A 25,181-nucleotide genomic window follows, 5' to 3' on the forward strand; every position below is an offset into this window, starting at 1 on the left:
TTGCTATTTTATATAGCGATAGCTGCTTTTATATTTGTATTCCATAAATTGAGGTTGTTTGTATAGAAGCAATAGGAAGGAGTTAATGATGAAAATGAAGTTCATTTTATTAGTCTTTTTTGTTTTACACGGGAGTATTATCCATGGAAAAGATGAAAACAAATCAGATATAAGTCAAACGAAGATAACGGTAAAACCCGGTTCGGGAACTTTGCAACAAGCTATTCGTAAAGCTACATCGATAGAGGGAGATGTCATTATAGAAATGGCAGGTGGTGAGTATCGTACCGATAAAACGATTGAAATCTTGCCGGGAAACTGGCATTCTTTACGAATAAAAAGTAAAAAAGGGGAGAAAGTCTCTGTTTCCGGCGATAAGGTCATTTCTTTGAGTAAAGTAAGACTGGTTAAAGATCCGGTTGTTTTGTCCCGTCTACAGGAAAGTGTACGTGGAAAAGTTGTTGAGGTGGATTGTAAAAGTGTTGTAGAAACATTGGCGAATATTCGTCCTTCCGGATTTGGACGTAAATCACTACCGGCCTGGTCTGAGTTGATTGTAGATACTGAGCCGTTACATTTATCCCGTTGGCCGAACGATTCGATGGTGTTGATCGGACGTGTCGATATTTCCGGTGGTCCGGAAGATAAGCTGCAAGGTCGGTTGCCTGTTTTCCATTTTCAGGAAGAACGGCCGGGGCATTGGGCACATACGGATAATATGTGGATAGGCGGTTATTTTGGTCATGGTTATGCGGATGATATGATACCGGTAAAATCGATTAACATGCAAGATTCCACAGTACATGCAGGAATGTTTACAACCTATCAGTTTTTTACCGGTGCAGATTTTCGTCGGTGGTTCGCCTTAAATTTATTGGAAGAAATAGATCGGGCGGGAGAATATGTGATCGATCCGGATACACGGAAGTTTTACTTTCTTCCGGGAGATAAAAAAATATCGAAAGTCTGTTTGACTGTTTTAGAGAGTCCTGTTATTGCTGTGGAAAATTGCAGGAACGTGACAATAGAAGGTATTACGATTGAAAATAGCCGGGGAATAGGTGTTTATATGGATAATACGGAAAACATATTGTTACAGGGATGTATAATTCGTAATGTCGGCAATGTTGGAGTTTGCATAGGAAAAGGAACTGATTCTCCTGAGAAATCTGTCGGTGACCAGACACATGCGATGGAAGCAGGTGGGGAACTCTGCAGTAGAAAGGTAGGCGATATGATGGGAAAAATATATGAGAATACAATACTGGATCGGCAAGCCGGTAAAAATAACGGGGTAAAAGATTGTTATATTTACAATACAGGTGCTGGCGGTGTCAGTTTAGGAGGAGGTAACCGTGTTACTTTGACCCGTTCGGATAATTATGTGGAGAATTGTAAAATATCCCGTTATAACCGTATCGAAAAATCATACCGGCCCGGCGTTTGGATCGATGGTGTAGGAAACCGGGTTACGAAATGCGATATATCAGATGCACCGAGTATGGCTATTCTGTTTCATGGGAACGATCATACAATAGAGTACTGTAATATCACGCAGGTTTGTCAGGAGGTAGACGACCAGGGGGCTATCTATTACGGACGTGATCCGTCGGAGCGAGGTAATGTTATTCGCTACAATTATTTTCATGAATTGAGTCCCCGTCACCGTGTAACAGCTACTTATCATGACGATGGGGCTTGTGGAAGCGAGGTTTACGGGAATATTTATTTTAAGGCCGGTTCATTACCTGTTCTGATAGGAGGTGGAATGGATCATAAATATTATAATAATATCTTTATTAATTCTCCTACGGCTATCCATCTGGATAATCGTTTACAAAACTGGGCGAAAAATATGTTGGACAAAGGAGGTATTTATGATAAAAGATTACAAGCTGTCAATTATACGCAGCCTCCTTATAGTATAAAATATCCCGAATTGGTCAACTACTGGCAGGAAGATCCGGCTTTTCCGAAAAGAAACCAGATACATGGAAACTTGTTTTACAAGATAACGGACTTACTGCATGGAAATAGTTTGTGGGGAGAGTTCTGGAATAACTGGGTGACGGATGAAGATCCGGGGTTTGTCGATCCGTCCGATCCTTTGAAAGGATTCAGGAAAGATGCCGGTATTTTTAACCGGATAGCCGGTTTTAAAGAAATTCCTTATTCTGAGATTGGTTCGACATTGGAGTAAGCAATAATAATACACGGAATAAGCAGCTATTTGCTATTTTATATAGTGATAGCAGCTTTTATATTTGTATTCTGAATATATTCATACCATGAAAAAATAAAAATATGTATATGAAACGAATTCTATTATTTCTCCTGGTAGTGTTTGGAGGAATTTTTCAACTTAGAGGGCAGGAAATAAATACCTCTGTCGATAAAGTATATGTTGTTTTTAAAACACATCTGGACGTTGGTTTTACCGATTTGAGTTCTGTAGTAACTCAGCGTTATATAACAGAATTTATACCGAAAGCATTGGATGTCTCGGAAAAGTTGCGTGCTGAGAATACAGATGAACAATATGTCTGGACAACAGGGGCATGGTTGATCTGGAAATATCTCCATACTGCATCCCCAAAAGAAATAGAGCGTTTGGAGGCCGCTATCCGGCGGGGAGATATCGTTTGGAATTCGGTCCCTTATACCGTTGAGTCTGAGTCGATGAATCTGGACTTGTTCGAAACCTGCCTGCTTTTGTCGCATAAGTTGGATGAGAAATATGGAAAGAAAACAATTGCCGCTAAAATGACTGATGTACCGGGACATACACGTAGTATTGTTGCTCCGATGAGTCGTGCGGGGATTCGTTTCCTGCATATAGGTGTGAATCCGGCTTGTCCTATTCCTGCTGTTCCTGAATTCTGCCGTTGGAGAGATACGGATGGTAGTGAGTTGATTCTGGTCTATCAGCAGGATTACGGATCGGAGAACATACTTCCGGGAGGCAAAGCGGTTATATCCATTAATTTTACCGGAGATAATCATGGTCCTCATTCTTATGAAAAGGTGAAGGAAATTTATGCCGGTTTGCATAAACGTTACCCGAATGCTCGTCTGATAGCCTCTTCTTTCAATGAAATCGCCGAAGAATTGGTTGCGATACAGGATAAGCTGCCGGTAGTGACTTCGGAAATCGGCGATACCTGGATTTATGGTTATGGAAGTGCACCTGTACGAATGGCTAAATTCAGGGCCTTGTCCGAACTTTACTCGAAGTGGTTGCGTGAAAAGAAAATAGATAAGAACAGTGATGCCGCACTCGATTTTGCTCTGGAGTTAGGTTTAATAGCTGAACATACACAGGGTGTTGATGTGAAAACACATCTCCATAATTGGGATAAATATGATATGGATCTTTTCCTTCCGGCTCGTTCTACCCCTCCTTTCCAAAAGGCAGAAGCGTCATGGAAAGAGTTGGACGAGTATATTTATAGTGCCATCCAATACCTGCCGAACGATTTGCAAGCAGAGGCGTTGGCTAAAATGAAAGAGATCGATCATCCGGTTGTGCCTTCATTTACAGAAAAAGCTCAATCTATATCTTCTGCTCCTTGGCAGGCCGCAGTATTGAAAAATGGCGTATTGAAGATCGAGGGGCTGTCGTATCAAATGTATGATGCAGCCGACTATGATCATTATCTGGATAATTATCTGCGTGCCCGTTATGGATGGGCTTTGGCCGACATAGGTAAGCCTGAATTGGATAAATCGAAAGCCGTAAGTGTTTCTCTTCCGGTACAGGTCGTCAAGCAGGAAGTTTGTAAAGATAAAAAAGGAATACGAACGGTGAGTGAACTTGCTTTTCCCGAGCGTCCGGAAGTCGACCGGCGGGTATATCCTGAAAAGATGTATGTGGATGTATTGGAATATAAGAATGGCAAGAAAGCAGAAGTTGCGTTGACAATAAAGGGGAAACCTGCGGTTCGCTTGCCGGAAGCCTATTGGTTATCTTTTAATACAGATGATATTCTTTCGATCGTTGCAGAAAAGGTCGGCGAGCGTGTCGATCTGTTCGATGTGGTAGAAAAGGGAAATCGCCAGCAGCATGGCATCGACCGTTATGTGGATTTGGTTACCTCATCCGGAACTATCCGTATATGGAGCGAAGCCGCTTTTCTTGTCAATGTAGGAGAGGCGAAAGGTATAAACTATTCATTGGAATATCCAGACAAAAAAGGAGGTATTCATTTTAATCTGAGCAATAATCTTTGGAATACAAACTTTAGCATGTGGAACGAGGGGTCGTTAACCTATCGCTTTACGATTGAACGTATAAAGTGAATGATTCCCTGTTATACTCCTGAGTTGAAAAATGCATTAACTTAATGTTTTTTATACACAAAGGATATAACAGGGAATTTTTTGTATATCTTTATCCCCTGTTAGCTATATTATTATGAAGGAGAATACCGAGATACAAACGTTTAATCATCTGTTTACGAATTACAAAGGACGTTTCGTTCACTTTGCCAGGACATATGTGGATGATGAGATGATGGCTGAAGATATAGCGATCGAGAGCTTGATGTATTATTGGGAAAACCGTCAAAAGCTCGATTCTCATTCAAATGTGCTTGCTTATATATTGACCGTTATCAAGCATAAATGTCTGGACCATTTACGGCAGTTGCGTATTCAGGAAGATTTTGTCGAGTATGTAAAAACGAACGAGACCCGAAAGTTGAATTTACGCATTGCCACGTTGGAAGCCTGTAATCCGGAACGGATCTTTTCTGAAGAACTTCAGGAACTGGTTGATAAGGCTTTACTTACCCTTCCGGCACAGACCCGTGATATTTTTACAAGAAGTCGTTATCATAACCAGAGCCATAAAGAAATAGCTGATGCGCTGGGACTTTCGACCAAAGCTGTAGAATTTCATATAACCAAAGCATTGAGAGTACTTCGTGTTGCCTTGAAAGATTATTTACCTGCATTGTTTTTCTTTGGTATTTGTTAGTAGACCGGTCTTTTCTTCCTTTTGAATGAATATTCATTTTTGACAAAATGCTTCTTTTAAAACTCTTTGATGATCATATTGATGTGTTAAAAAATATTAGTCGCAGGGGTATTTTCATTTACCTGGTATAGTAATCCTATTTTCATGGTATGGTAGTTACATTTTGATAATCTGAAAAAGGATAAAATAGCACTGTTAAGATATTTATTTCAAAAAAGATCACTTTTTCGTTAGGGATGTTCCATCGTTAATCGCTTTATAGGCAGAAACACGAAAAGATGGAGAAAGAAATACTATATAAATATTTTGAAGGTATAGCCTCCCCGGAGGAAGAAGATGCTGTGTATCGTTGGTTGGATGCCTCTTCCGAAAACGAAGGGGAACTGTTGAAGGAACGTGAATTTTTCGATGCGATGATCCTTGCCGGAAGTATGGAAGAAGATATCGCAGGAAAGAGCGTGATATCAGGGGTAATCCAAGTTCCTTTGATCCGTCCCTGGATGCGTGATGTACTGAAGATTGCAGCAGCCGTTGCGATAACAGTTGCCTGTGGTTTATATTTCTATGTTTCCGAAAAGAAGGAGATGCTGGCTGCCATGAATACAGTAACTGTTCCGGCCGGACAGCGGGTGAATCTTAAATTATCGGACGGAACTACTGTCTGGTTGAATGCCCGTTCTGAAATGGTTTATCCAGCAGTATTTTCCGGAACAAAGAGGGAAGTCAAGTTAGATGGTGAAGGGTATTTCGAAGTGGAACATGATAAGGAGTGTCCTTTTGTGGTTCATACGCAGAAATGTGATATTGAGGTCTTGGGTACGAAGTTTAATGTAGAAGCCTATTCGGATTCGGAAGAGTTTTCCACTTCATTAATGGAAGGTTCCGTGAAGGTGACAGATAATGCCGCTCTTTCTGCATCTGTACTTCTGAGGCCGGATCAGGAAGTTCATTTTAAGGATGGCAGGTTATTGGTATCATCTATTGGAGATTATGATCATTTCCGTTGGCGGGATGGATTGGTTTGTTTTAATGACGTCGCTTTTAATGAATTGATGAAACGTTTCGAGAAATGTTACGGAATATCCATTGTTATAGAGAATAAAAACCTGGAAGAGTATTCGTGTAGCGGAAAGTTCCGTATCTCCGACGGTCTGGATAATGCGTTACGTATTTTGCAGCGGAATGCTAAATATACCTTTGAAAGGAATGAAGACAACTCGATTGTCTATATAAAATAAGTCTAATTAAAAATGAAAAGCCTATGAAACATGGATCGTAAAGTTAATCTTAAATGAAATGCCGACAAGTGCCCCACACTTATCGGCATCCAATTAACACAATTAAAAACAACTGTATTAATCTATTACAATTACAAAGATATGAATAAAAAATTCTTATCGTGGGTTTTCTATGACAAAACCCAACGGTGTAAACACTTTTTTAGAATCATGAAGATAACCACTTTATTCCTGTTCGTGTTAATCTTCTGTCTGCATGCAGAAAACACAAATTCGCAGAATGTCAGGGTTACTGTAAAACAAAACAATGTAGAATTGGGGAATGTCCTTAGTCTTATAGAAAATCAGACGGATTATCTGTTTATATATGATAAGTATGTAAATGTGAACCGTAAAGTATCGGTAAATCTGAATAAGAAACCTCTTGAGGAAGTATTGGGACATTTATTTGAAGGAACCGATGTAAAATATACGGTAGATGGATCCTATATAATTTTGTCACTCAAAGGTGAAAGTAAAGATTTTTCTGAATTAATTCAGCAGGAACGAAAGATTGGCGGTGTTGTTACAGATGGGGCGGGAGAACCGGTAATTGGTGCAAATGTATCAGTAAAAGGATTGAGTATAGGAACAATTACTGATATAGACGGTAATTTTACACTGGAAATTCCTGACAATGCCGTTATTCTTGTTTCTTATATCGGTTATGTATCCCAGGAGATTCGGCCAGGAAGTGGCAATCAGTTAAAAATTATATTGAGAGAAGATACACAGGCATTGGAAGAAGTTGTTGTGGTAGGTTATACCTCTCAGAAAAAGGAACTTTTAACAGGGTCTGTTGCAACGATGAAGATGAACAAAGAATTGGCAAATACCCCAACAACTGGCTTTGGTAATATTTTGGCGGGTAAATTATCAGGTGTCAGTGTCGGAACTCCCGATGGACTTCCGGGTCAGCAACCGTCTATTTCTGTAAGAAGTAAGTCTTCCTGGAATGATCAACCGGTTCTTTATGTTATTGATGGAAAGATTAGTACTCAAAGTGATTTTAATGAACTAAGTGCTAATGAAATAGAGAATGTCACTGTGTTAAAAGATGCTGCTTCCACAGCTGTTTACGGATCAAGAGCGGCTGGTGGTGTAATTTTGGTCACAACCAAACGGGGAGGCTACGGACAGAAGGTACAAATCAATTACTCATTTAGTACAGGCTTTGATAAAAGAGGTAAAAATGTTGAATTGACAGACGGTCCGCAAACGGCCAGACTTTATCAGAGAATTAATCCGACATCCGATCCGGCTGGTTGGGCTTGGACGGATGAGGATATCGAGTTTATTAAAACGATCAATGGTGGATGGGGCTATGATTTATTGAAATCAGTCTGGAGAGACCCCAATACCACATCGCATAATATTGATGTGACAGGTGGTACGGATAAAGTTAAATTTTTTGTCGGAGGATCTTTTACCAAACAAAAAGGATTCTTGCCGAACCTGGATTATAAGAAATATAATATGCGTATGAATATTTCAGCAAAATTATCAGAGAACCTGGATATATTCGCAGCACTATATTTGAATGATAATAATTCGTCTTCAACAACCGGTGCTAGTGTTGGTGACATCTATGGTTTGTACAAATGGTTATTGAACTGGCAACCGGATTATCCCGTATGGACGAAAGGAGGATTGCCTATCGATATTGGTTGGACTGCTAATATTGCTGCTCAGGTTCGTGGGGATGGAGGCTATGTTAAAACCAACTATCTAAAACCGGTCATTAATGCAAATATGACTTACAAAGTACCATTTATCAAAGGGTTGAGTGCGACTGCTGCTTTTAGTAAATCGTATACACAAGAACGAAGTAAAACGTTTTTGACGCGGTATAAAATGTATGTAACGAAAAAAACGGGAAAACATAACTTTAGTATAGATGATGCGGATATTGTAGGGACGACTATGTCTTCCCAAATATCAAAAGATTATATGCAGCAGGATGTAAAATGGAGCGGTGATTGGCAGTTGAATTTGCAGTTGAATTATAACCGTACATTTAAAGAAGATCATAATGTGAGAGCTGCATTGGTTTTTGAGAAATATGAGACTGATGGTGCGGGTGTTTCTGCAGGTATTGAAAGTTTCCCGAATTATCTGACGGACCAATGGTGGGCTGCCAGCGATGACAGATCGAATTCTTATGTCAACAGAAGTACTGATTTTTCAGATTATATGTCAGGCAGGCAGTCGTGGGTAGGACAGTTGTTCTATGATTATCAGGGAAGATATCTGGCTAGCTTTAGTTATCGTTATGATGGTTCAATGAACTTTTCTCCAGATAACAGGTGGGGATTTTTCCCTTCCGGATCTTTGGGTTGGATTATCTCGAAAGAACCTTTTTTTAAAGTGAAAGGTATCGATATGTTGAAATTGAGAGGATCTGTCGGCTTGACCGGTAATGATGCTGTTGGAGGCTGGCAATGGTTGCAATCATATGTAAGTGGTAATTCTGCTTATTTTGGAACAAGTTCGTCGGTTAATCAGGGGATTACATATGGTGTATTGCCAAATGAAAGTTTAACATGGGAAAAATCACTGAATTATAATGTTGGAGTGGATGTGAACTTTTTAAAAAACTTCAATTTTTCAGCTGAATATTACTACGTGAATACATATGATATTTTAGGAGCCAGATCATTGGCTGTTCCTCCGACTTTCAGTATGGAACTGCCTTCAGAAAATTATGGAGAAGTCCATTCCAAAGGTGTTGAACTAACATTAGGGTATGAAAATACTTTTGGCGATTTCAATGTGTTCGGTTCTTTGGTTGCTTCTTATGGTAATTCAAACTATGTGAAATATGATGATGACAAAGTAACTTACAATTCGGAAAAAAGAGTAGGACGTTCAATGACTGCTGTGTATGGTTATGTGGCTGATAGAGTGATCAGAACTGAAACAGAACTGAAACAGTTCAAAGAGGAACATCCTGATTATCGCTTTAATGGCATCGAACCACAGCTGGGACAAATTGTCTATAAAGATATGGATGGACCTGGTGGAACACCGGATGGAATAGTGGATAAATACGATATCTCTATCTTGAAAAAAAGTAATAATCCGGTTGTTTTAGGGTTGACATTAGGTGCTGAATGGAAAGGCTTGGCAGTAGCTGCAACCTTTAATGGGAATCTGAAATATTACAGATGGATGAAAGACCTGGCGGGTGGTACGGAATGGAACAGAATGTGGGTTAATTGGTATGGAGATTCCTGGACTCCGGATAATACGAATGCCAGTTTGCCCAAGAGATTACATGCTTATGATGGATCTGCTACTTATCATGACGATTCATCGTTCTGGCTAAAGAGAGGCGATTTTTTACGGTTGAAGAATTTGAATTTGTCTTATACTATTCCACAAAAAATCTATCGGAGTATAGGGTTGGATAAAGTGTCGGTTTATTTTGTAGGAACGAATTTGTTTGTTCTAAGTGGTTTCAATAAAAACTATTATGATCCGGAAATGAAAGAAGGATTTACTTTCCCGATAATGAAGTCTTATAATTTCGGAGTTAATGTATCATTCTAAACTGTGTAATAAAAGAATTAATATGAAAAACTATATGAATAAAACGATAAAGGCGTTGGCCCTATTTGCAGTTTCGTTTTTTGCATTCTCATCATGTGAATCAGGATTAGATTACGAAAATACCAATGCAATTGTTCCGGATGCAGTATGGAAAGACTCGAAGATGATCGATGGCTTTTTGAATGATATTTATGGAGGGCTTAATCCTCAATGGGTATTTAATGCCTCGGAATCAGACGAAGGACTCAATGGTGCTAAAGACATAAATAATTATTTGCGGGGAATTCTGACTGTCGATAATACCTGCGACTCTCTTAGATATAAGTATGTAGATAAGATCAACTTTTTCCTGCATAATCTGAAAGATGTGACAACCGATGTTTTATCGAACGAAGAAAATCAGATACTGGCAGCTCAGGCTAAGTTCTGGAGAGCCTGGACTTATTGGGCTATGGTAAAGAATTTGGGAGGTGTGCCGCTGATACTTGAGCCACAGGATATGTCTGATAAGGAAAGTTTGTATAAATCCCGTAACAAGACATCTGAATGTGTTGCTCAGATCATACAGGATCTGGATGACGCAATAGCTGTTTTGCCTGGCAAATATTCCGATGCCAGCGATTATGGTCGCATAACAAAAGCGGCTGCTATGGCCTTTAAAGGAAGAATTCTGTTGTGGTATGCCAGTCCATTGTTCAATCCGGATAATAACAAAGAGAGATGGCAGGCTGCTTATGAAGCAAACCATGCTGCTGTCCGGCTGTTGGATCAGGAAGGATATGGATTATATCCGGATTTTAAGCAATTATGGTATGATGAAAGAAATGAAGAAGTCATAATGGTCAACCAGTATTTTTATCCGGGACATCCTATAAATTTCAATGCTATAAGACCTGAGCCTTTTACAAAAGATGCATCTAATCAGAATCAACCGTTGATGTCTTTGCTTCTTGCTTTCCCTAAAAGAGACGGAAGTCCGATGAATCTGGATGTGAACAGGCTGAAGAATGATCCGCAATACAATGTTGATTTTATGACTGATTTTTATATGAATAGGGATGACCGTTTCTATACTTCGATTTATTGTGGGGGAACACCCTACCCTACACCGGATATCCTGAGTGGACAAAATTCAAAAGTCACATTTTGGAACGCATGGAAATGGAGTGAGCAAGACAATAAATACAATACTTTGTACCTGGATTATAATATTGCCGGTAATCCTGGTGTATCCGGTTTTTTTGACAGAAAAGGTTTGGATACGACATTGATTAATGCGGAAGTTGGCAACGGACAAACAGACTGGATTGAAATCAGGTATGCCGAGGTTTTGATGAATATGGGTGAATGTGCCAACGAAATAGGTAAAACCTCGGAGGCCCTGCAGGTTTTATATGATATTCGGAAGCGTGCTGGTATCGAAGAAGGTAAAGGAAATTATGGTGTAATGGCTTCAAGTCAGGAAGATATCCGCATGGCTTATATTAATGAACGTCAGGTCGAATTTGCTTTTGAAGGCAAGCGATTGGGAGATTTAAGACGACTGAAGCGATATGATTTGCTAAATAATCAGGAAAGGCGTCATGTTTTGTATCTGGTTCTTAAACCAGGAGAAGCTGTTCCGGCTTTAACAGAGACAATAATGGATTCTGTGGTAAGAAAGAAATTCAGGTTTGATTATATCGATAATGTGGATGGTGATGACAGTTATAAATTTAATTTAAGTATGAATCATTGGTTCTATGCATTGAATCCTAATCAAATATCTCAATCCATGAATAAACTGGAGCAGAATAAGGAATGGGGTGGTACTTTCGACCCGTTACAGTGATCGATAATTTTTTCTTTAAAGGAATTCCTTTGCTGAAAAAACAATAATCTTCCACTAAATAAGCAACTATTTGCTATTTTTTATAGCAATAGTTGCTTCTATATTTGTACCTGCTATAACAGGAGATGTTCCGAATATGCAGGAGGCATTCCCGGAACATCTGATAGTGAATAGTGATCTACTAAAAAAATAAATACGCATGAATAAACGATTTTTGGTCTTCACATTGCTATTAGCCGTTGGATTAGGAATGTGTATCTCTTGTACAACAGGGGAGTATGAATTAACCTCACCCGATAAAAAACTGGTGATGCAGATACAGCAAGAGGATAACGGTGAACTGACCTATGCTTTCACTGCTAACCGAACTCCGTTAATAAATAAATCCTCTTTGGGCTTCAAATTAGAATCTGAAGAGATTATCCCTTCCTCCGGTTGGAAGATAGAAGATGTTTCCGGCAGGCAGGTTCGGGGAGAATGGAAACCGTTATGGGGTAAACGTGCGGTAGTCCCGGATCATTTTAATGAACTGACAATAACATTGACCCGTCCGTCAGGTATCCTCGATCGCATGGAACTGGTTGCCCGGGCATATAATGACGGTATCGCTTTTCAATATCGCATCCCATCGGGGAATGCGGGAGAAGCAAAGGTCTTGTCTGAGCAGACAGCCTATAATTTTGCGGATGATTATACAGCCTGGTTCTACAACGAAGAGAATCATAATATCGGACCGGAAAAACTGACAGAGACAGACGGAACCCGTTTCCCTGTAATGACGGTTAAGGCCGTGGATAACCATTATCTGGCTATCCATGAAGCCAATCTGGAGACTGGCGCTCCTTTGGTCTTACAATCGAAAGGCGGGGAACGTTTGTTTTCCGTAGCTTCTAAACCCGCGACTCTCTTATCCGGTTATACGTCAGCCTGGCGGGTGATCCTTTACGGAACGACACCGGGAGTATTGACCGACTCTCATCTGATTGAACTGCTAAATCCTGATCCGGATCCAGCCTACGACTTCTCATGGGTAAAACCCGGTATGGCTGTCTGGGATTGGAGAATCAACGGAGCCGAATGGGAGGGATTCAAATATACGATGTCCTATCCTTCCTGGATACGGATGGTAGACTTTGCCGCAGCACAAGGCTTCAAATATCTGGTGTTGGACGCTAACTGGTACGGTCCCGAATTTGCGTCGGATTCTCATCCGGTGGAAGGTGATAAAGCCAAAGATGTACAGAACCTGATCGCTTACGGGAAAGAGAAAGGAGTGGGTATCTGGTTATACCTGAATGATGTTGGTGGCCGGAAGTTCCCGATAGAGGAGACATTGAAACAATATGGCGATTGGGGAGCAGCCGGAGTGAAGTACGGTTTTATGAGTGGAAGTCAGGAAGAAAAAAATCCCTGGACAAGAAAGATTACCGAGCTGTGCGCAAAGAACCATCTGTTGGTCGATTACCACGACGGTCCGGTTCATCCTTACGGACAGATGCGTACCTGGCCGAATGCTGTCACACGTGAATATTGCCATGCTCAGTTGGATGCTCATCGTGTGTTTGAACCGAAGACGTTTGTTACAACGGTTTTTGTAAACATGGTTGCCGGTCCGGTGGATATGAATAACGGAATGTTCGATCTTCGCCAGGGGCATACGACCCGTGTAGACGAAAGTCAGCCGGTTCCTTCGACACTGGTTTCGGAAGCTGCACGTACCTTGATCGTATTTTCCGGTGTAACGATCCTACCTGATATTCCTGAGTTTTATGAGAAATATCCGGCTTTACTCGACTACCTCTCTTCTCAGAAGATGCCTTGGAAAGAGAGTCGTACGTTGGCCGGTGAGATCGGGGAATATATTGTCATGATGCGTCAGACGGAGGATGCTTACCTGGTCGGTGCCGTAACAAATGAATCCGGTCGTACAATCGATCTGCCTCTTACATTCCTGGAAGAAGGCATTTTTGATGCAGAGATAGTGGAAGACGGCGATGACGCTCATTACCTGACAAACCGGGAGACATTGAAAGTATCAAAGAAACAAGTAACAAATAAAGATATTTTGAAATTGAAGCTGGCTCCCGGTGGTGGTGCTTGTCTGAAATTCATCAAACAGTAATTTATCATGAAAAACAAACTATTAGTAACTGTTTTATTCGCATCTGTCATTTTCTTACAGGCAGGTGCAACAGATCGGATTAAGCCGTCTGTCAGATATCATGAAGGGGGAAATGTTGTTTCCTGTACTCATTTTGAATCGGATAAGCAGACAACAGCAACCGATGCGAACGGATGTAAATGGCTGCTGACCGTAGATAAACGAAATGTGGAGAATGATAAGACGGCTCTGGATTATACATTTACCTGGGAGTTGAAGCAGGGGGTTGCTAAAGATGTGTCTTTCTCGGTCGATTTCCAGTTCGATCAGTGGACACCGGATAATTATGTCTTTGTACCCGCTATAGTCTATGACGGAAACAGGTTTGCTACCAAAAATATCGGCTATCCTCCTTTTTGGTATGATAAGGCGGAATGGCGTGTGGACATGCCTACGACCGTCACCTCTTCTCAGCCTACATTGGGAAAGAAGGGGGAACAGTCTAAACCAATCGAGTTGACTTCGGGAAATGCATCTACTCCATTGATGGCCTATTTCTCGGAAAATGACCGGAAGGCTTGGATGGTACAGACCAACCAAGGTAATGATCTGGGAGATTATGGTTTGACCATAAAAGAGAACGAAGATCGTTCCGAAGCTACTTTTTCTATCATAGCTCCTGTAACACGTACCGGTAATAGTGCAGATATTCCGGCAATTGTAAAAGAGGGGGGAAAGGTTTGTATCTCCTGCCGTGTATATAACTTTAAGGCGAAGCGGTTGAATGACATGATGAGCCGTTTCATGGATGTTCGTAAGACATTTAACAACAGTTCTCCCAGAGAGGTTGTACCTTATAGTGAGGTATGGAAGTTGATGAATAATCTGTACCAGACCCGGCGCTGGGACGATCGTATCGATATGTATTGGTTGAGTGATGTGAAGGATAAGGCTTCCTGGAATTTCATTTGGCAACTAGGTTGGTGCGGAGGAGGACAAGCGACATATCCGATTCTGGTGAATGGCTCTGAACAGGATAAAGCCCGTGCCATGAATAATTTGGAGGCTATTTATAATCGGACACAAGCAAAGTCGGGCTTCTTTTATGCCTATGGCGATGGAAAAGAGTTTTATGGTTTTGGGTATGGGGAGCCGTTGGAAAATAATGTGACATTTGTACGTTCACAGGGTGACTGGTTGTATCTCTCGCAGTTGCAGATGAATTTGTTGAAGTCGAGAGGCGAACAGGTGAAATCCCATTGGTCGGAAGGGACCCGGAAGCAGGCTGATGCCTTTGTCCGTCTGTGGGATAAATACGGCCAGTTCGGTCAGTTCGTGGATGTTGAAACAGGGGATCTCTGTATCGGTAATTCGACGGCGGGAGCTATTGTTCCTGCCGGTTTGGCGCTGGCTTCCGAGACCTATAATGAGCCGCGTTATCTGGAAGTAGCCTGCCTGGCCGCCCGTAATTTTTATACTGATTATGTAGTAAAAGGATATACAACCGGCGGTCCCGGCGAAATCCTGTCAACACCGGATAGTGAGTCGGCTTTTGCCTTATTTGAATCATACATGGTGCTCCATGAGGTGACGGGCGGTAAAGAGTGGTTGAAATATGCTTCTGAATTATTGCCAATCTGTGCTAGTTGGACAGTCTCCTATGATTTTAATTTCCCGAAAGAGTCGGAGATGGGAAAGATCGGGGCACATTCCTGTGGATCTGTCTGGGCCAGTGTCGCCAATAAACATTCAGCACCGGGTATCTGTACCTGGTCCGGTCATAGCCTGCTGAAGTATTACCGTGCAACCGGTGATGAACAAGCTTTGGCTTTGCTGACCGATATCGCCCACGGTCTTCCGCAATACATTAGTCGTGAAGAGTGTCCGATCGGGAATATGCCTCCAGGTGGTGTCTGTGAACGGGTAAACCTGAGCGACTGGGAAGGTAAAAACCAGGTGGGTGGAAGTATCTTCGGCTCCTGCTCGTGGTGTGAGGTGGCAACTTTATTGACGGTTACTCAACTACCCAGTATTTATGTGCAGACAGACCGGCAGTCGGTCACAGTCTTTGATCATCTGAAAGTGGAAAAGAAACAAGGCAAGCAGGGACGTATGATCTTGAAAGTAACTAATCCTACTTCTTATCCGGCTGATGTGAGGATCTATTCGGAAACATCGAAAGAGGCTCGTAAAGTTGCAATGCCAGCTTTCATTAGCAAGATGAAATCAGTCTCTCTGAATCCGGGTGAATCAAAAGAAGTTCATATCGAATGAAATAGTTGCCGCACCTGTACCAACTGGCTGCGGCAGTTATTTTAGATAGCTGCGGCAATGTTTTTTAATGACTGCCGCAGTCCTGGAAAACACTAGCTGCAGCCATCCTCGTTATAGTTTGAAATTCTGCTTCCTGAATTCCAGCGGGGAAAATCCCATCACATTGGAGAACGTCCGGGAAAAATATTGAGACTCTTTAAAGCCCAGCTTGTGAGCGATCTGATTCACTTTCATATCTGTCTGGATCAGTAGCTTGCAGGCTTTGTCTATTTTCAGGCGGATAAAATAGTCCATAGGGGGATGCCCGATCTCTTTGACGAACTTACGGTAGAAATAAGACTCCGAATAACCGCAGAACTTCGCGAAATCAGCCAGTTTCAGGTTGGATTCGATATTGTCGTTCATGAAATGTACTACCCGGTTGATAATGTTTTCCGAATATTCCTTTGGGCGGAACTGCCTGCGGTAAATATGGATAAAAAGAAATGATCCCAGGAAATGAGCAAAACACAAGTTCGCATAATGCATGTGATCCATATCCGTACTCTCGTTCAGGGTATTGAACATCTCTTCGAACAAGTCGATCCGTTCCTCTATTCGTGATTGTGCAGAGGGGGGAACCGATGTCGGTTTATCGAAACGGGAAGAGAAAAGCGGAGCTTTATCCCCTCTGAAATGTAACCAGTAAATAGTCCAGGGATCTTCGTCATCCGCCCCGTAAGCATGCGGAATGTTACGGGGTAATATGATGAATTGGTTTGCTTCCAGCATTTTCCGTTTCCCATACAGCTCGATCCATCCCCGCCCGTCTTTGCAATAGATGAACAGATATTCATCGCATCCTTCCGGACGATTTATATAATGGTGGGAGGCACGCGCAAAAAATCCCATCGAATAGAGATACAGGTCGCCTGTGAGTGGACTGTCTTCCATCAGATTGATCATAGGAATCGGCAGATAAATGAAACGTTCGCCGGAAAAACCAAGTTCTACTTTTGCCATAATGCGTATAATCGGGTTGATACTGTAAAGTAAACAATAATAATCCACGAAATAAGCAATTATTTGCTATTTATTATTGGGATAGTTCTTTCTATTTTTGTTTTAACTTACACTTTCTGTTTGCTGTATGAAAAAAACAATGATATCATGAAAAGAAAAACAATGCTATTCTGCCTATATCTGAGTTGTAGTTTAGGCATTCATTCTCTGGCGGCTACGTCAGATCTCCCTTACAAAGATCCGAAATTATCCGTAGAACAACGCGTCACTGATTTGCTGGGGCGTATGACGTTGGAAGAAAAAGTGGCCCAGTTGAATATGAAAAGTCTTAGCGGACTGAAAACCAACGAAAAAGGAAAGGTGACGGAGAGTTCATTGGAAGCCCTTTTTGGGGGAGAGAGCATCGGTTGCCTGGAAAGTCCTTTTATCGAACACGGAAAGATTGCTGCTTATTCGGAAGCGGCCGATCAGTATCTGCGGACAAAGACCCGGTTGGGCATTCCTGCTATTCAGATTGCCGAGTGCCTGCACGGACACATGGCGCTAGGGGCTACAATATTCCCTCAATCGATCGGTTTAGGGTCGACCTGGAATCCGGAGCTGATCAGGGAGATGGCAGGCGTGATAGCCCAGGAAGCTTTACTTGCCGGTGTGGACCAGGCTCTTTCTCCTTTGTTCGACATAGCCAGGGATCCGCGGTACGGACGTGTCGAAGAATGCTATGGAGAGGACCCTTATCTGGTAAAGGAGATGGGTGTGGCTTTCGTGAAAGGGTTACAAGGCGAGCCGGAACAATCTTCCAAAGGAATAGCTCCCGGAAAGCTGGCGGCCATGGGAAAGCATTTTGTCGCCTATTCCAAGCCCGAAGCCGGAATTAACATTGCTCCGGTATTGGTAGGAGAAAGAGAATTGAGGGAAGATCATCTTTATCCTTTTGAGGCGGCGGTTAAGGAGGCCAATATCTATAGTATTATGCCCGGTTACCATGAGATAGACGGTGTGCCTATCCATGCCAGTAAATGGTTGTTGAAGGATATACTCCGCGACGAATGGGGGTTCGACGGATATATATTCTCCGACTATGGGGCGATAGGTATGATGGACTATCTTCACCATACGGCCGACGGACCAAAGGAAACGGGCTTTCAGGCTATAACAGCCGGAGTGGATGTGGAAGCACCCGGTGCCTATGGATATAAACATCTGGTAGAATTGGTAAAGGAGGGCAGGTTGCCTGAATCGGTTGTCGACGAGCGTGTAAGGTGTGTTCTTACGATAAAGTTTAAGATGGGGCTGTTCGATCGTCCCTTTAAAGTGCACAAAGACGACCAACAGAAAGTCCATACGAAGGAAAATGTCGATTTGGCAAGGCGTATAGCCGAGGAGTCTATTGTTTTGTTGCAAAACAATGACAATGTTCTGCCATTGGATAAAAACAAACTGAAATCACTGGCAGTGATCGGTCCGAATGCAGATAAAGTTCAGTTTGGCGATTACAGTCCCACGAAAAATAACGACTATGGCGTTACCGTCCTCCAGGGTTTAAGGGCATATCTGGGAGATGAGGTAAAGGTCAATTACGCTCTCGGCTGTGGCATCACTTCGTTGTTTACCGACAGTATCGCTTCGGCGGTGGAGGCTGCAAAGAATAGTGACGCGGTTATATTGGTATTGGGTGGTACAAGCCAGACCCTTTCAGGTATTGGCTGGGGTGATGAAAACTCCAAAGAACTGGCTACGTGTGGTGAAGGTTACGATCGTAATGAACTGGATTTTCCCGGTGTTCAGCCACAACTGCTCGAAGCTGTTGCCGCTACCGGTAAACCGATAGTGCTTGTGATGATAAACGGCCGTCCGCTGACGATTGGCGAAGAAGCGAAAAAAGTGAATGCGGTTGTCGAGGCATGGTATCCGGGAGAGAAAGGCGGGGAGGCTGTGGCACGTGTGTTGTTTGGAGAGGTCAATCCATCCGGCCGGCTTAGCATGACTTTTCCTCCAACGACAGGGCATATACCGTTATATGCTGCCCAGAAACCATCTGCCAGAGGTTTTTACAAGAGTCCGGGTACGCCTGAAAACCCTGGCCGTGATTATGTTTTCGCCCATCCGAAACCCTTGTTCTGCTTTGGGCATGGTTTGAGCTATACCACATTCGAATATAAAAATATGCATATAAAAGAAGCGGGTGATGTGGTGAGGGTTTCCTGCGAACTTGCCAATACGGGTAAGCGTGACGGGGCAGAAGTCGCACAATTGTATGTCCGTGACGTAGTAAGCAGCACCAGTACGCCGCTGAAGGCTCTTAAAGCTTTTCAAAAAGTATATCTTAAGGCAGGCGAGGCAAAGACAATCGAGCTTGTCGTAAAAAAGGAAGACCTGAAGGTGTGGAATCCGGAGATGAAGAAAGTACTGGAGCCGGGTGAGTTTAAGGTGATGGTCGGTTCTTCGGTTGAGGATATCAGGCTGGATGGCAGCTTCGACGTGAGGTAACATCGAAAGATAGTATAAGTAAACAAGGAGAATGTCTATTGTACAGGAAGTAAAAGGTCTTTTATTTTGTACAATAAAATTGCTAATCTAATAAGTAGTCTAATGAAAAAGCGAATAGGATTCTGTTTATTGATATCCGCGTTGTCTGCCACCGTTCAGGCCGACATAAAACCAGGTGCGATCGATTATATCGTGCGTCCGTTATACGGTTACAGGACTGACGGAACGCCCGGGCGTATCGTGACGGTCCGGTTAAAAGGGGAAGAACTGAAAGGCGATCTTTCGGTCGAGGTGATAGCCAAAGGGAAAACGGAAAAGAGCCATTTTGCATTGAATGCGAGAGACTCGGCGGAGGTGGAAGTCCTGTTGCCTTCTACGGTTCCTACCGGAAAGAAGTCGGAAGTCACATTCGTGCTCCGTGGGGCGGATAAGACGTATAAACAAAAGGTAAGCGTTACGCCTATGCGCCACTGGAACGTTTACCTGTACAACCATGCTCATGTGGATATCGGTTATACCAATACGCATAAGAACGTTGAACAGCTTCATAAGAACAATATCATTGAAGGAATAAAACTGGCGGAAGAGACGAAAGACCATCCCGACGGTGCCCGTTTTGTCTGGAATCCGGAAGTAGGCTGGCCTATGGAACGGTTGTGGCAATCCAATCCGGAGATGCGGGGTGAACTGGTCGAAGCCATGAAGAAAGGACAGATTTGCCTGGACGCCAGCTATCTGAACCTGAATACCAGCACCTGTGCCGATGAGGAGTTGTTCCATGTCTTCAAATTTACCCGCGATATGCAACGGCTGAGCGGGCAACCTTCGGATGTTTTCCAGCAATTCGATATACCGGGCATGTCCTGGGGGTTGATCCCTGTCATGGCGCAGGAGGGTGTCAAGTATATTATCTCATGGCCCAATACCGACCGGGCGGGGAATGCTCATAAGAATATGGACGGGAAACCGTTCTGGTGGGTAGGTCCCGACGGCAAATCGAAGGTGCTGTTCCTGCAGCCGGGTGGCTATGCCAATAGCGGCAGTATGGGAAAAGGGGGAGAGACCGGGCGTCCCTGGTTCGGACAACGTGACCCGGCAAAAGTGCCGAGGGTTATTCGTATGGGATATGCCAATGTCGATTTTACCGAGAAACTGACGGCATTGGAAAAGGAGAATTATCCGTATGACTACACCGTTCTTTCCTGGTCTTTGTGGGATAACAACCCGTTGGATGCCGATGTCCCTTTTGCCGTGAAAGAGTGGAATGAAAAATATGCTTATCCGAAAATCATTATCAGCGGCGGTCATGAGATCATGTCGATGATAGAAGAGAAATACGGTGACCAGTTGCCGGTCGTTTCCGGCGACTATACCGAATACTGGACGGACGGCCTGGGTACGGCTGCCGGTCTGACCGCCAGGAACCGGAATGCCAAGGAGAAACTGGTACAGGCGGAAACGATCTGGTCCATGCTGGCGGACGGTGGTAAAGCTCCGCGTGAAGATTTCGACGAAGCCTGGCGTTATATCCTTTTAGGCTCGGAACATACCTGGTGCTTTGAGAACCCTACCGAACCCTATTTCCAGGATGCCATTTGGAAAGTGAAACAGTCTTACTTCCATGAAGCCGAAGACCGTTCGATCGATATGCTGGATGAATCGCTGGCTCCTGCCACGGACAAGTCGAATGGGGCACTGGGACCTAAGGAAGGCCCGGCAAACGGAGGTATTGCCGTTTTCAATACACATTCCTGGCCGCAGAGCGGTGTGATCCGGCTGACGGCGAAGGAAAGCCTGAAAGGTGATAAAGTGGTCGACCAGAATGGTAAGGAGGTGCTTTCCCAACGTCTTTCTTCCGGTGAGTTGTTGTTCTATGTCCCGGAAGTACCGGCACTGGGTTCCCGTCATTTCCGGGTAGTGGAAGGCAAATGTTCTTTGCCGGGTCACTGTAAAATAGAAGGAACGACATTGGAGAACGATTGTCTGACCGTTCATCTGGATAAGGCGACAGGTAATATCACATCTTTATTGAAGAAAGGTTCTGTATATAACTATATCGGTGAGGGTGCCAATACCTTCTCCTGGTTGCCGGCGAACGTGGATGCTCCGCAGGCAGATACCGTATTGTCTGTTTCCGTGGTTGAAGAAGGTCCGCTGGCTGTAGAACTCTGTGTGACTTCAAAAGCGGCCGGTTGCCGGAGCGTCTCCCGTTCCGTTCGTTTGCAGGCTGGTCAGCCGTGGGTGGAAATATCCAACGTCGTAGATAAACTGCCTTTGGTGGAGAAAGACGGCATTCATTTCGGCTTTGCTTTCAATCTGCCGGACTCAAAGACCCGCGTAGATATCCCCTGGGGAGTGATGGAGGTGGAGAAAGACCAATGGCCGCAGGGGAACCGAAACTGGCTGGCGATGCAGCGGTGGCTGGACGTTTCGAATGCGACGCATGGCGTTACTTGGTGTTCGCTGGATGCTCCTCTGTTTGAGTACGGCGATCGGCATGCCAATATCGCAATGGGCTGGGGAGGCCAGGGTAACTGGATCACCAAACTCGAACCCAGTTCTACGGTCTATTCATGGGCAATGAATAATCACTGGCATACCAACTTCCCGTTGACACAGGACGGTCCTGTCCGGTTCCGTTACCGTTTGTATCCGCATGAAGCATATGATGTGGTGGAAACCAACCGTTTCGGCATGGAGCAGTCGCAACCTCTGGTATATGTAACGGCGGATAAGGACCCGCAGGTACAGCCTCTGATCGCTATCGACAACCGGAAGGTCTACTCGACGATCATCAAATCCCTGGAAACCGATCATACACTGATCGTCCGTCTCCGTTCCCTGTCCGACAAAGAGGAAAGTGTAAAACTATCTTTCCCTAAAAAGACCCCGGCCCGTATCTCTGTCTGCGACCGCGAAGAGATTGCAGGAGAAAGAACCGACGGTAATCTGGTGATGAGTCCGTACGGACAAATCACATTGAAATTGGAATACTAAGATGCGTTTTTTTGAGATAGTAGTGCTAGCAGGGGTAACATAGTAGTGTTACCCCATTTAGGACAGTAGTGTGAGGAGTTCCCACACTACTGTCTTGTTTGGTAAGTAAGGTATGGTTTACATGTTAAACAATTTATGAGTAATGAAAAAGATTTTATTAATTGCCATCTGTAGTCTCTTGTTTCCCGGAAGTCAACATCTGTGTGCTCAGAAGCAAAGGACCGAAGCTGCTTATAAAGTAATTGAACGGGTTGCCGGTCAATCCGGCTTACCGGTAAAGTTCTCTTTGAAGCCGAATAAAGAGAAGGGGGAAGGTAGTACTTATTTTCAATATAAGGCGGCTGAAGGCCGGTTGATGATCGAAGGCAATAGCCCGGTCGCATTATGCCGGGGCTTCTATGATTTTATCAAAAGTAATCGTTCAGGTATATATAGTTGGTCAGGAAGTAATGTTCGATTCCCGGAAAAGCTGGAAGATATTCCTTTGAAACGGGTTGTCTCTCCTTTTGAGAACCATTTTATGTGTAATGTAGTGGTTTATGGATATTCCATGCCTTATTGGGATTGGGACCGTTGGGAGAAAGAGATAGATTGGATGGCATTACATGGCATCAATATGCCATTGGCATTGGTGGGATATGAGGCGATCTTGGCCCGCGTCTGGAAAAAGATGGGACTGACAGATGATGAGATAAATCATTATTTCGTCGGTCCGGCTCATTTACCCTGGATGCGGATGGGGAATATCAGTGGCATTGACGGTCCGTTGAATGAGGATTGGCATCGTTGGCAAATCGATTTGCAACATAAGATATTGAAGCGGATGAAAGAGCTGGGGATGAAACCCATCTGTCCCGGTTTCCCCGGCTTTATACCGGAGGCTTTTAAACGCATTTACCCTGATCTGGAAATTATCCAGACACATTGGGGAGGTGCTTTCTGTAACTGGATGATCTCTCCGCAGGAAGAACTGTTTACCAGAATAGGTACAGAATTTATCCATGAATGGGAAAAAGAGTTTGGAGAGAACGAGCATTATCTGGTAGATAGTTTTAACGAGATGGATATTCCTTTTCCTGCAAAAGGTTCTAAAGAACGTTATGACCTGCTGGCTTCTTATGGCGATAAGGTTTACCAATCTATTCGGAAAGGAAATCCGAAGGCTACATGGGTAATGCAAGGTTGGATGTTTGGTTATCAGAGAGACATCTGGGATTATGAGACGCTGGGAGCTTTGCTCTCTGAAGTACCCGATGATAAAATGCTTTTATTGGATTTAGCGGTAGATTATAATAAGCATTTCTGGAAATCGGAAGTGAACTGGGAGTTTTATAAAGGTTTCTACAATAAGCCCTGGGTATATAGTGTCATTCCGAATATGGGAGGTAAAACCGGTATGACCGGTGTTTTGGATTTCTATGCGAACGGTCATTTGGAGGCGTTGTCTTCTCCTGATAAAGGACGTTTGATCGCTCATGGAATGGCTCCTGAAGGAATAGAAAATAATGAAGTCATCTATGAGTTATTGTCTGATGCAGGTTGGTCGGATAAAAAGATAGATATTCACGAATGGTTGAAGGAGTATTCTTATAATCGTTATGGAAGCTATCCGACAGCAGTTCGTAAATGTTGGGATTTACTGTTGGAATCGGTATATGGGACATTTACCGATCATCCTCGTTATAACTGGCAGTTTCGTCCGGGAACAGTCCGGAACGGTTCGATCTGTTTGAACGAATCTTTTTTCAAAGCGATAGAATCATTTGTTGACGTAAGTGGTCAGTTGAAAGATAATCCTCTTTATTTGGCAGACCTGTCGGAGTTCACAGCCCTTTATCTGGGAGGAAAAGCCGAGTTGCTGGTGAAAGCAATAGACTGGCAGTATGAGATAGGAGATACGGTACGTGCAGTAAAGTTTGAAAAGGATTTTGAATATTTACTGACCGGAATAGATGCTCTGTTATCTGTTCATCCGACATTACGTTTGGAACGTTGGATCGATTTTGCTCATAAGCAGGCTGTAACTCCTGAACAGCATAAGCAATATGAAAGAAATGCGAAGCGTATCGTCACGATCTGGGGACCTCCTGTGGATGATTATTCAGCCCGCGTCTGGTCCGGTTTGATACGTGACTATTATTTGCCGCGTTGGAAGCATTATTTTGAAAGCAGAAAAACAGGAGTTCGTTTTAACTTTGCCGAATGGGAAAAGAACTGGGTTGAATCGGAGGGCTGTTCTCCGCTGGCTTTTCCTACAGATATAGTAAATACAGCTCGTTCGCTGGTTGATTATGCGGCTTTTATAACTCCGGATTTAATACCGGACGGGAAAAAAGGTCAGTTAGGATCGTGGACGGTCGGTTCTGAAAAGACAGAAGTCTTGTCTTTTCAATTGCCTGCAGATAAGTTGGAGAAATTATCTTCCGTCCAAATAGAAAGAAAAAGAGGGGGAAGTCCGGTCGTTTGTTCCCGCTTCAAATTGGTGGCGGATGGAAAGGTCCTGATAGAAGGTGCTTCAGCTGAAATCTTACAAGGGGATAAATTGAGGATCGTTTATCCGGTGACTTTATCCGATGATATTCGTGGAAATAACGGAGTAGAGCTACAGGTGCAGATAGAAAATACCGGATCGGAAACAGCTTCCGGACAAGTCTCTGTTATTGAAGAATAAGGATATTC

At 43.3% G+C, this 25,181-nt stretch carries 12 protein-coding genes; 11 read left to right on the forward strand and 1 reads right to left on the reverse strand.

Features of this window, described 5'->3' with window-relative positions; all coding sequences use genetic code 11:
• The first annotated feature begins 85 nt into the window (after nt 1-85).
• The 8 genes from DWX23_RS20835 (at nt 86) to DWX23_RS25025 (ending at nt 16,013) form a co-directional block, all read left to right on the forward strand.
• Nucleotides 86-2,200, forward strand: a complete 2,115-nt coding sequence (locus DWX23_RS20835; RefSeq protein ID WP_233587719.1) for a right-handed parallel beta-helix repeat-containing protein — start codon at nt 86-88, stop codon at nt 2,198-2,200.
• A gap of 110 nt (nt 2,201-2,310) precedes the next feature.
• Nucleotides 2,311-4,299 carry a DUF5054 domain-containing protein gene (locus DWX23_RS20840; RefSeq protein ID WP_122375901.1) on the forward strand — a complete coding sequence of 663 codons (1,989 nt, stop codon included), beginning with the start codon at nt 2,311-2,313 and terminating at the stop codon, nt 4,297-4,299.
• 115 nt (nt 4,300-4,414) lie between these two features.
• Nucleotides 4,415-4,978 carry an RNA polymerase sigma-70 factor gene (locus DWX23_RS20845; protein ID WP_122375877.1) on the forward strand — a complete coding sequence of 188 codons (564 nt, stop codon included), beginning with the start codon at nt 4,415-4,417 and terminating at the stop codon, nt 4,976-4,978.
• 278 nt (nt 4,979-5,256) lie between these two features.
• Nucleotides 5,257-6,216 carry a FecR family protein gene (locus DWX23_RS20850; RefSeq protein WP_122375878.1) on the forward strand — a complete coding sequence of 320 codons (960 nt, stop codon included), beginning with the start codon at nt 5,257-5,259 and terminating at the stop codon, nt 6,214-6,216.
• A gap of 210 nt (nt 6,217-6,426) precedes the next feature.
• Nucleotides 6,427-9,807: a TonB-dependent receptor gene (locus DWX23_RS20855; protein WP_158607108.1), complete on the forward strand. Its 3,381-nt coding sequence runs from the start codon at nt 6,427-6,429 to the stop codon at nt 9,805-9,807.
• A 34-nt stretch (nt 9,808-9,841) separates the two neighbouring features.
• Nucleotides 9,842-11,638, forward strand: a complete 1,797-nt coding sequence (locus DWX23_RS20860) for a RagB/SusD family nutrient uptake outer membrane protein (protein WP_122375902.1) — start codon at nt 9,842-9,844, stop codon at nt 11,636-11,638.
• A gap of 199 nt (nt 11,639-11,837) precedes the next feature.
• Entirely contained in the window at nt 11,838-13,760 is a 1,923-nt protein-coding gene (locus DWX23_RS20865; RefSeq protein WP_122375880.1) for a glycoside hydrolase family 97 protein, read from the forward strand.
• 6 nt (nt 13,761-13,766) lie between these two features.
• The gene (locus DWX23_RS25025) at nt 13,767-16,013 is read left to right on the forward strand and encodes a hypothetical protein (protein ID WP_199673354.1); all 2,247 of its coding nucleotides are present in this window, start codon (nt 13,767-13,769) and stop codon (nt 16,011-16,013) included.
• Between the two features lie 111 nt (nt 16,014-16,124).
• On the opposite strand, the gene DWX23_RS20875 is transcribed toward DWX23_RS25025, so the two are convergent.
• Complete coding sequence (locus tag DWX23_RS20875) at nt 16,125-17,015, reverse strand: AraC family transcriptional regulator (RefSeq protein WP_122353429.1); 891 nt, start codon at nt 17,013-17,015, stop codon at nt 16,125-16,127.
• A 147-nt stretch (nt 17,016-17,162) separates the two neighbouring features.
• Between DWX23_RS20875 and DWX23_RS20880 the strand changes: the two genes are divergently transcribed.
• The 3 genes from DWX23_RS20880 to DWX23_RS20890 all read left to right on the forward strand — a co-directional run bounded on the left by DWX23_RS20880 (nt 17,163) and on the right by DWX23_RS20890 (nt 25,173).
• Nucleotides 17,163-19,505: a glycoside hydrolase family 3 N-terminal domain-containing protein gene (locus DWX23_RS20880; RefSeq protein WP_122375881.1), complete on the forward strand. Its 2,343-nt coding sequence runs from the start codon at nt 17,163-17,165 to the stop codon at nt 19,503-19,505.
• Between the two features lie 102 nt (nt 19,506-19,607).
• Complete coding sequence (locus tag DWX23_RS20885) at nt 19,608-22,502, forward strand: glycoside hydrolase family 38 C-terminal domain-containing protein (protein WP_122375882.1); 2,895 nt, start codon at nt 19,608-19,610, stop codon at nt 22,500-22,502.
• Nucleotides 22,503-22,644: 142 nt separating this feature from the next.
• The gene (locus tag DWX23_RS20890; RefSeq protein ID WP_122375883.1) at nt 22,645-25,173 is read left to right on the forward strand and encodes an alpha-N-acetylglucosaminidase; all 2,529 of its coding nucleotides are present in this window, start codon (nt 22,645-22,647) and stop codon (nt 25,171-25,173) included.
• Nucleotides 25,174-25,181 lie beyond the last annotated feature (8 nt).

Origin of the sequence: Parabacteroides sp. AF18-52, from assembly GCF_003479145.1 — a bacterium.
In the GTDB taxonomy this organism is placed as follows: Bacteria; Bacteroidota; Bacteroidia; order Bacteroidales; family Tannerellaceae; genus Parabacteroides; species Parabacteroides faecis.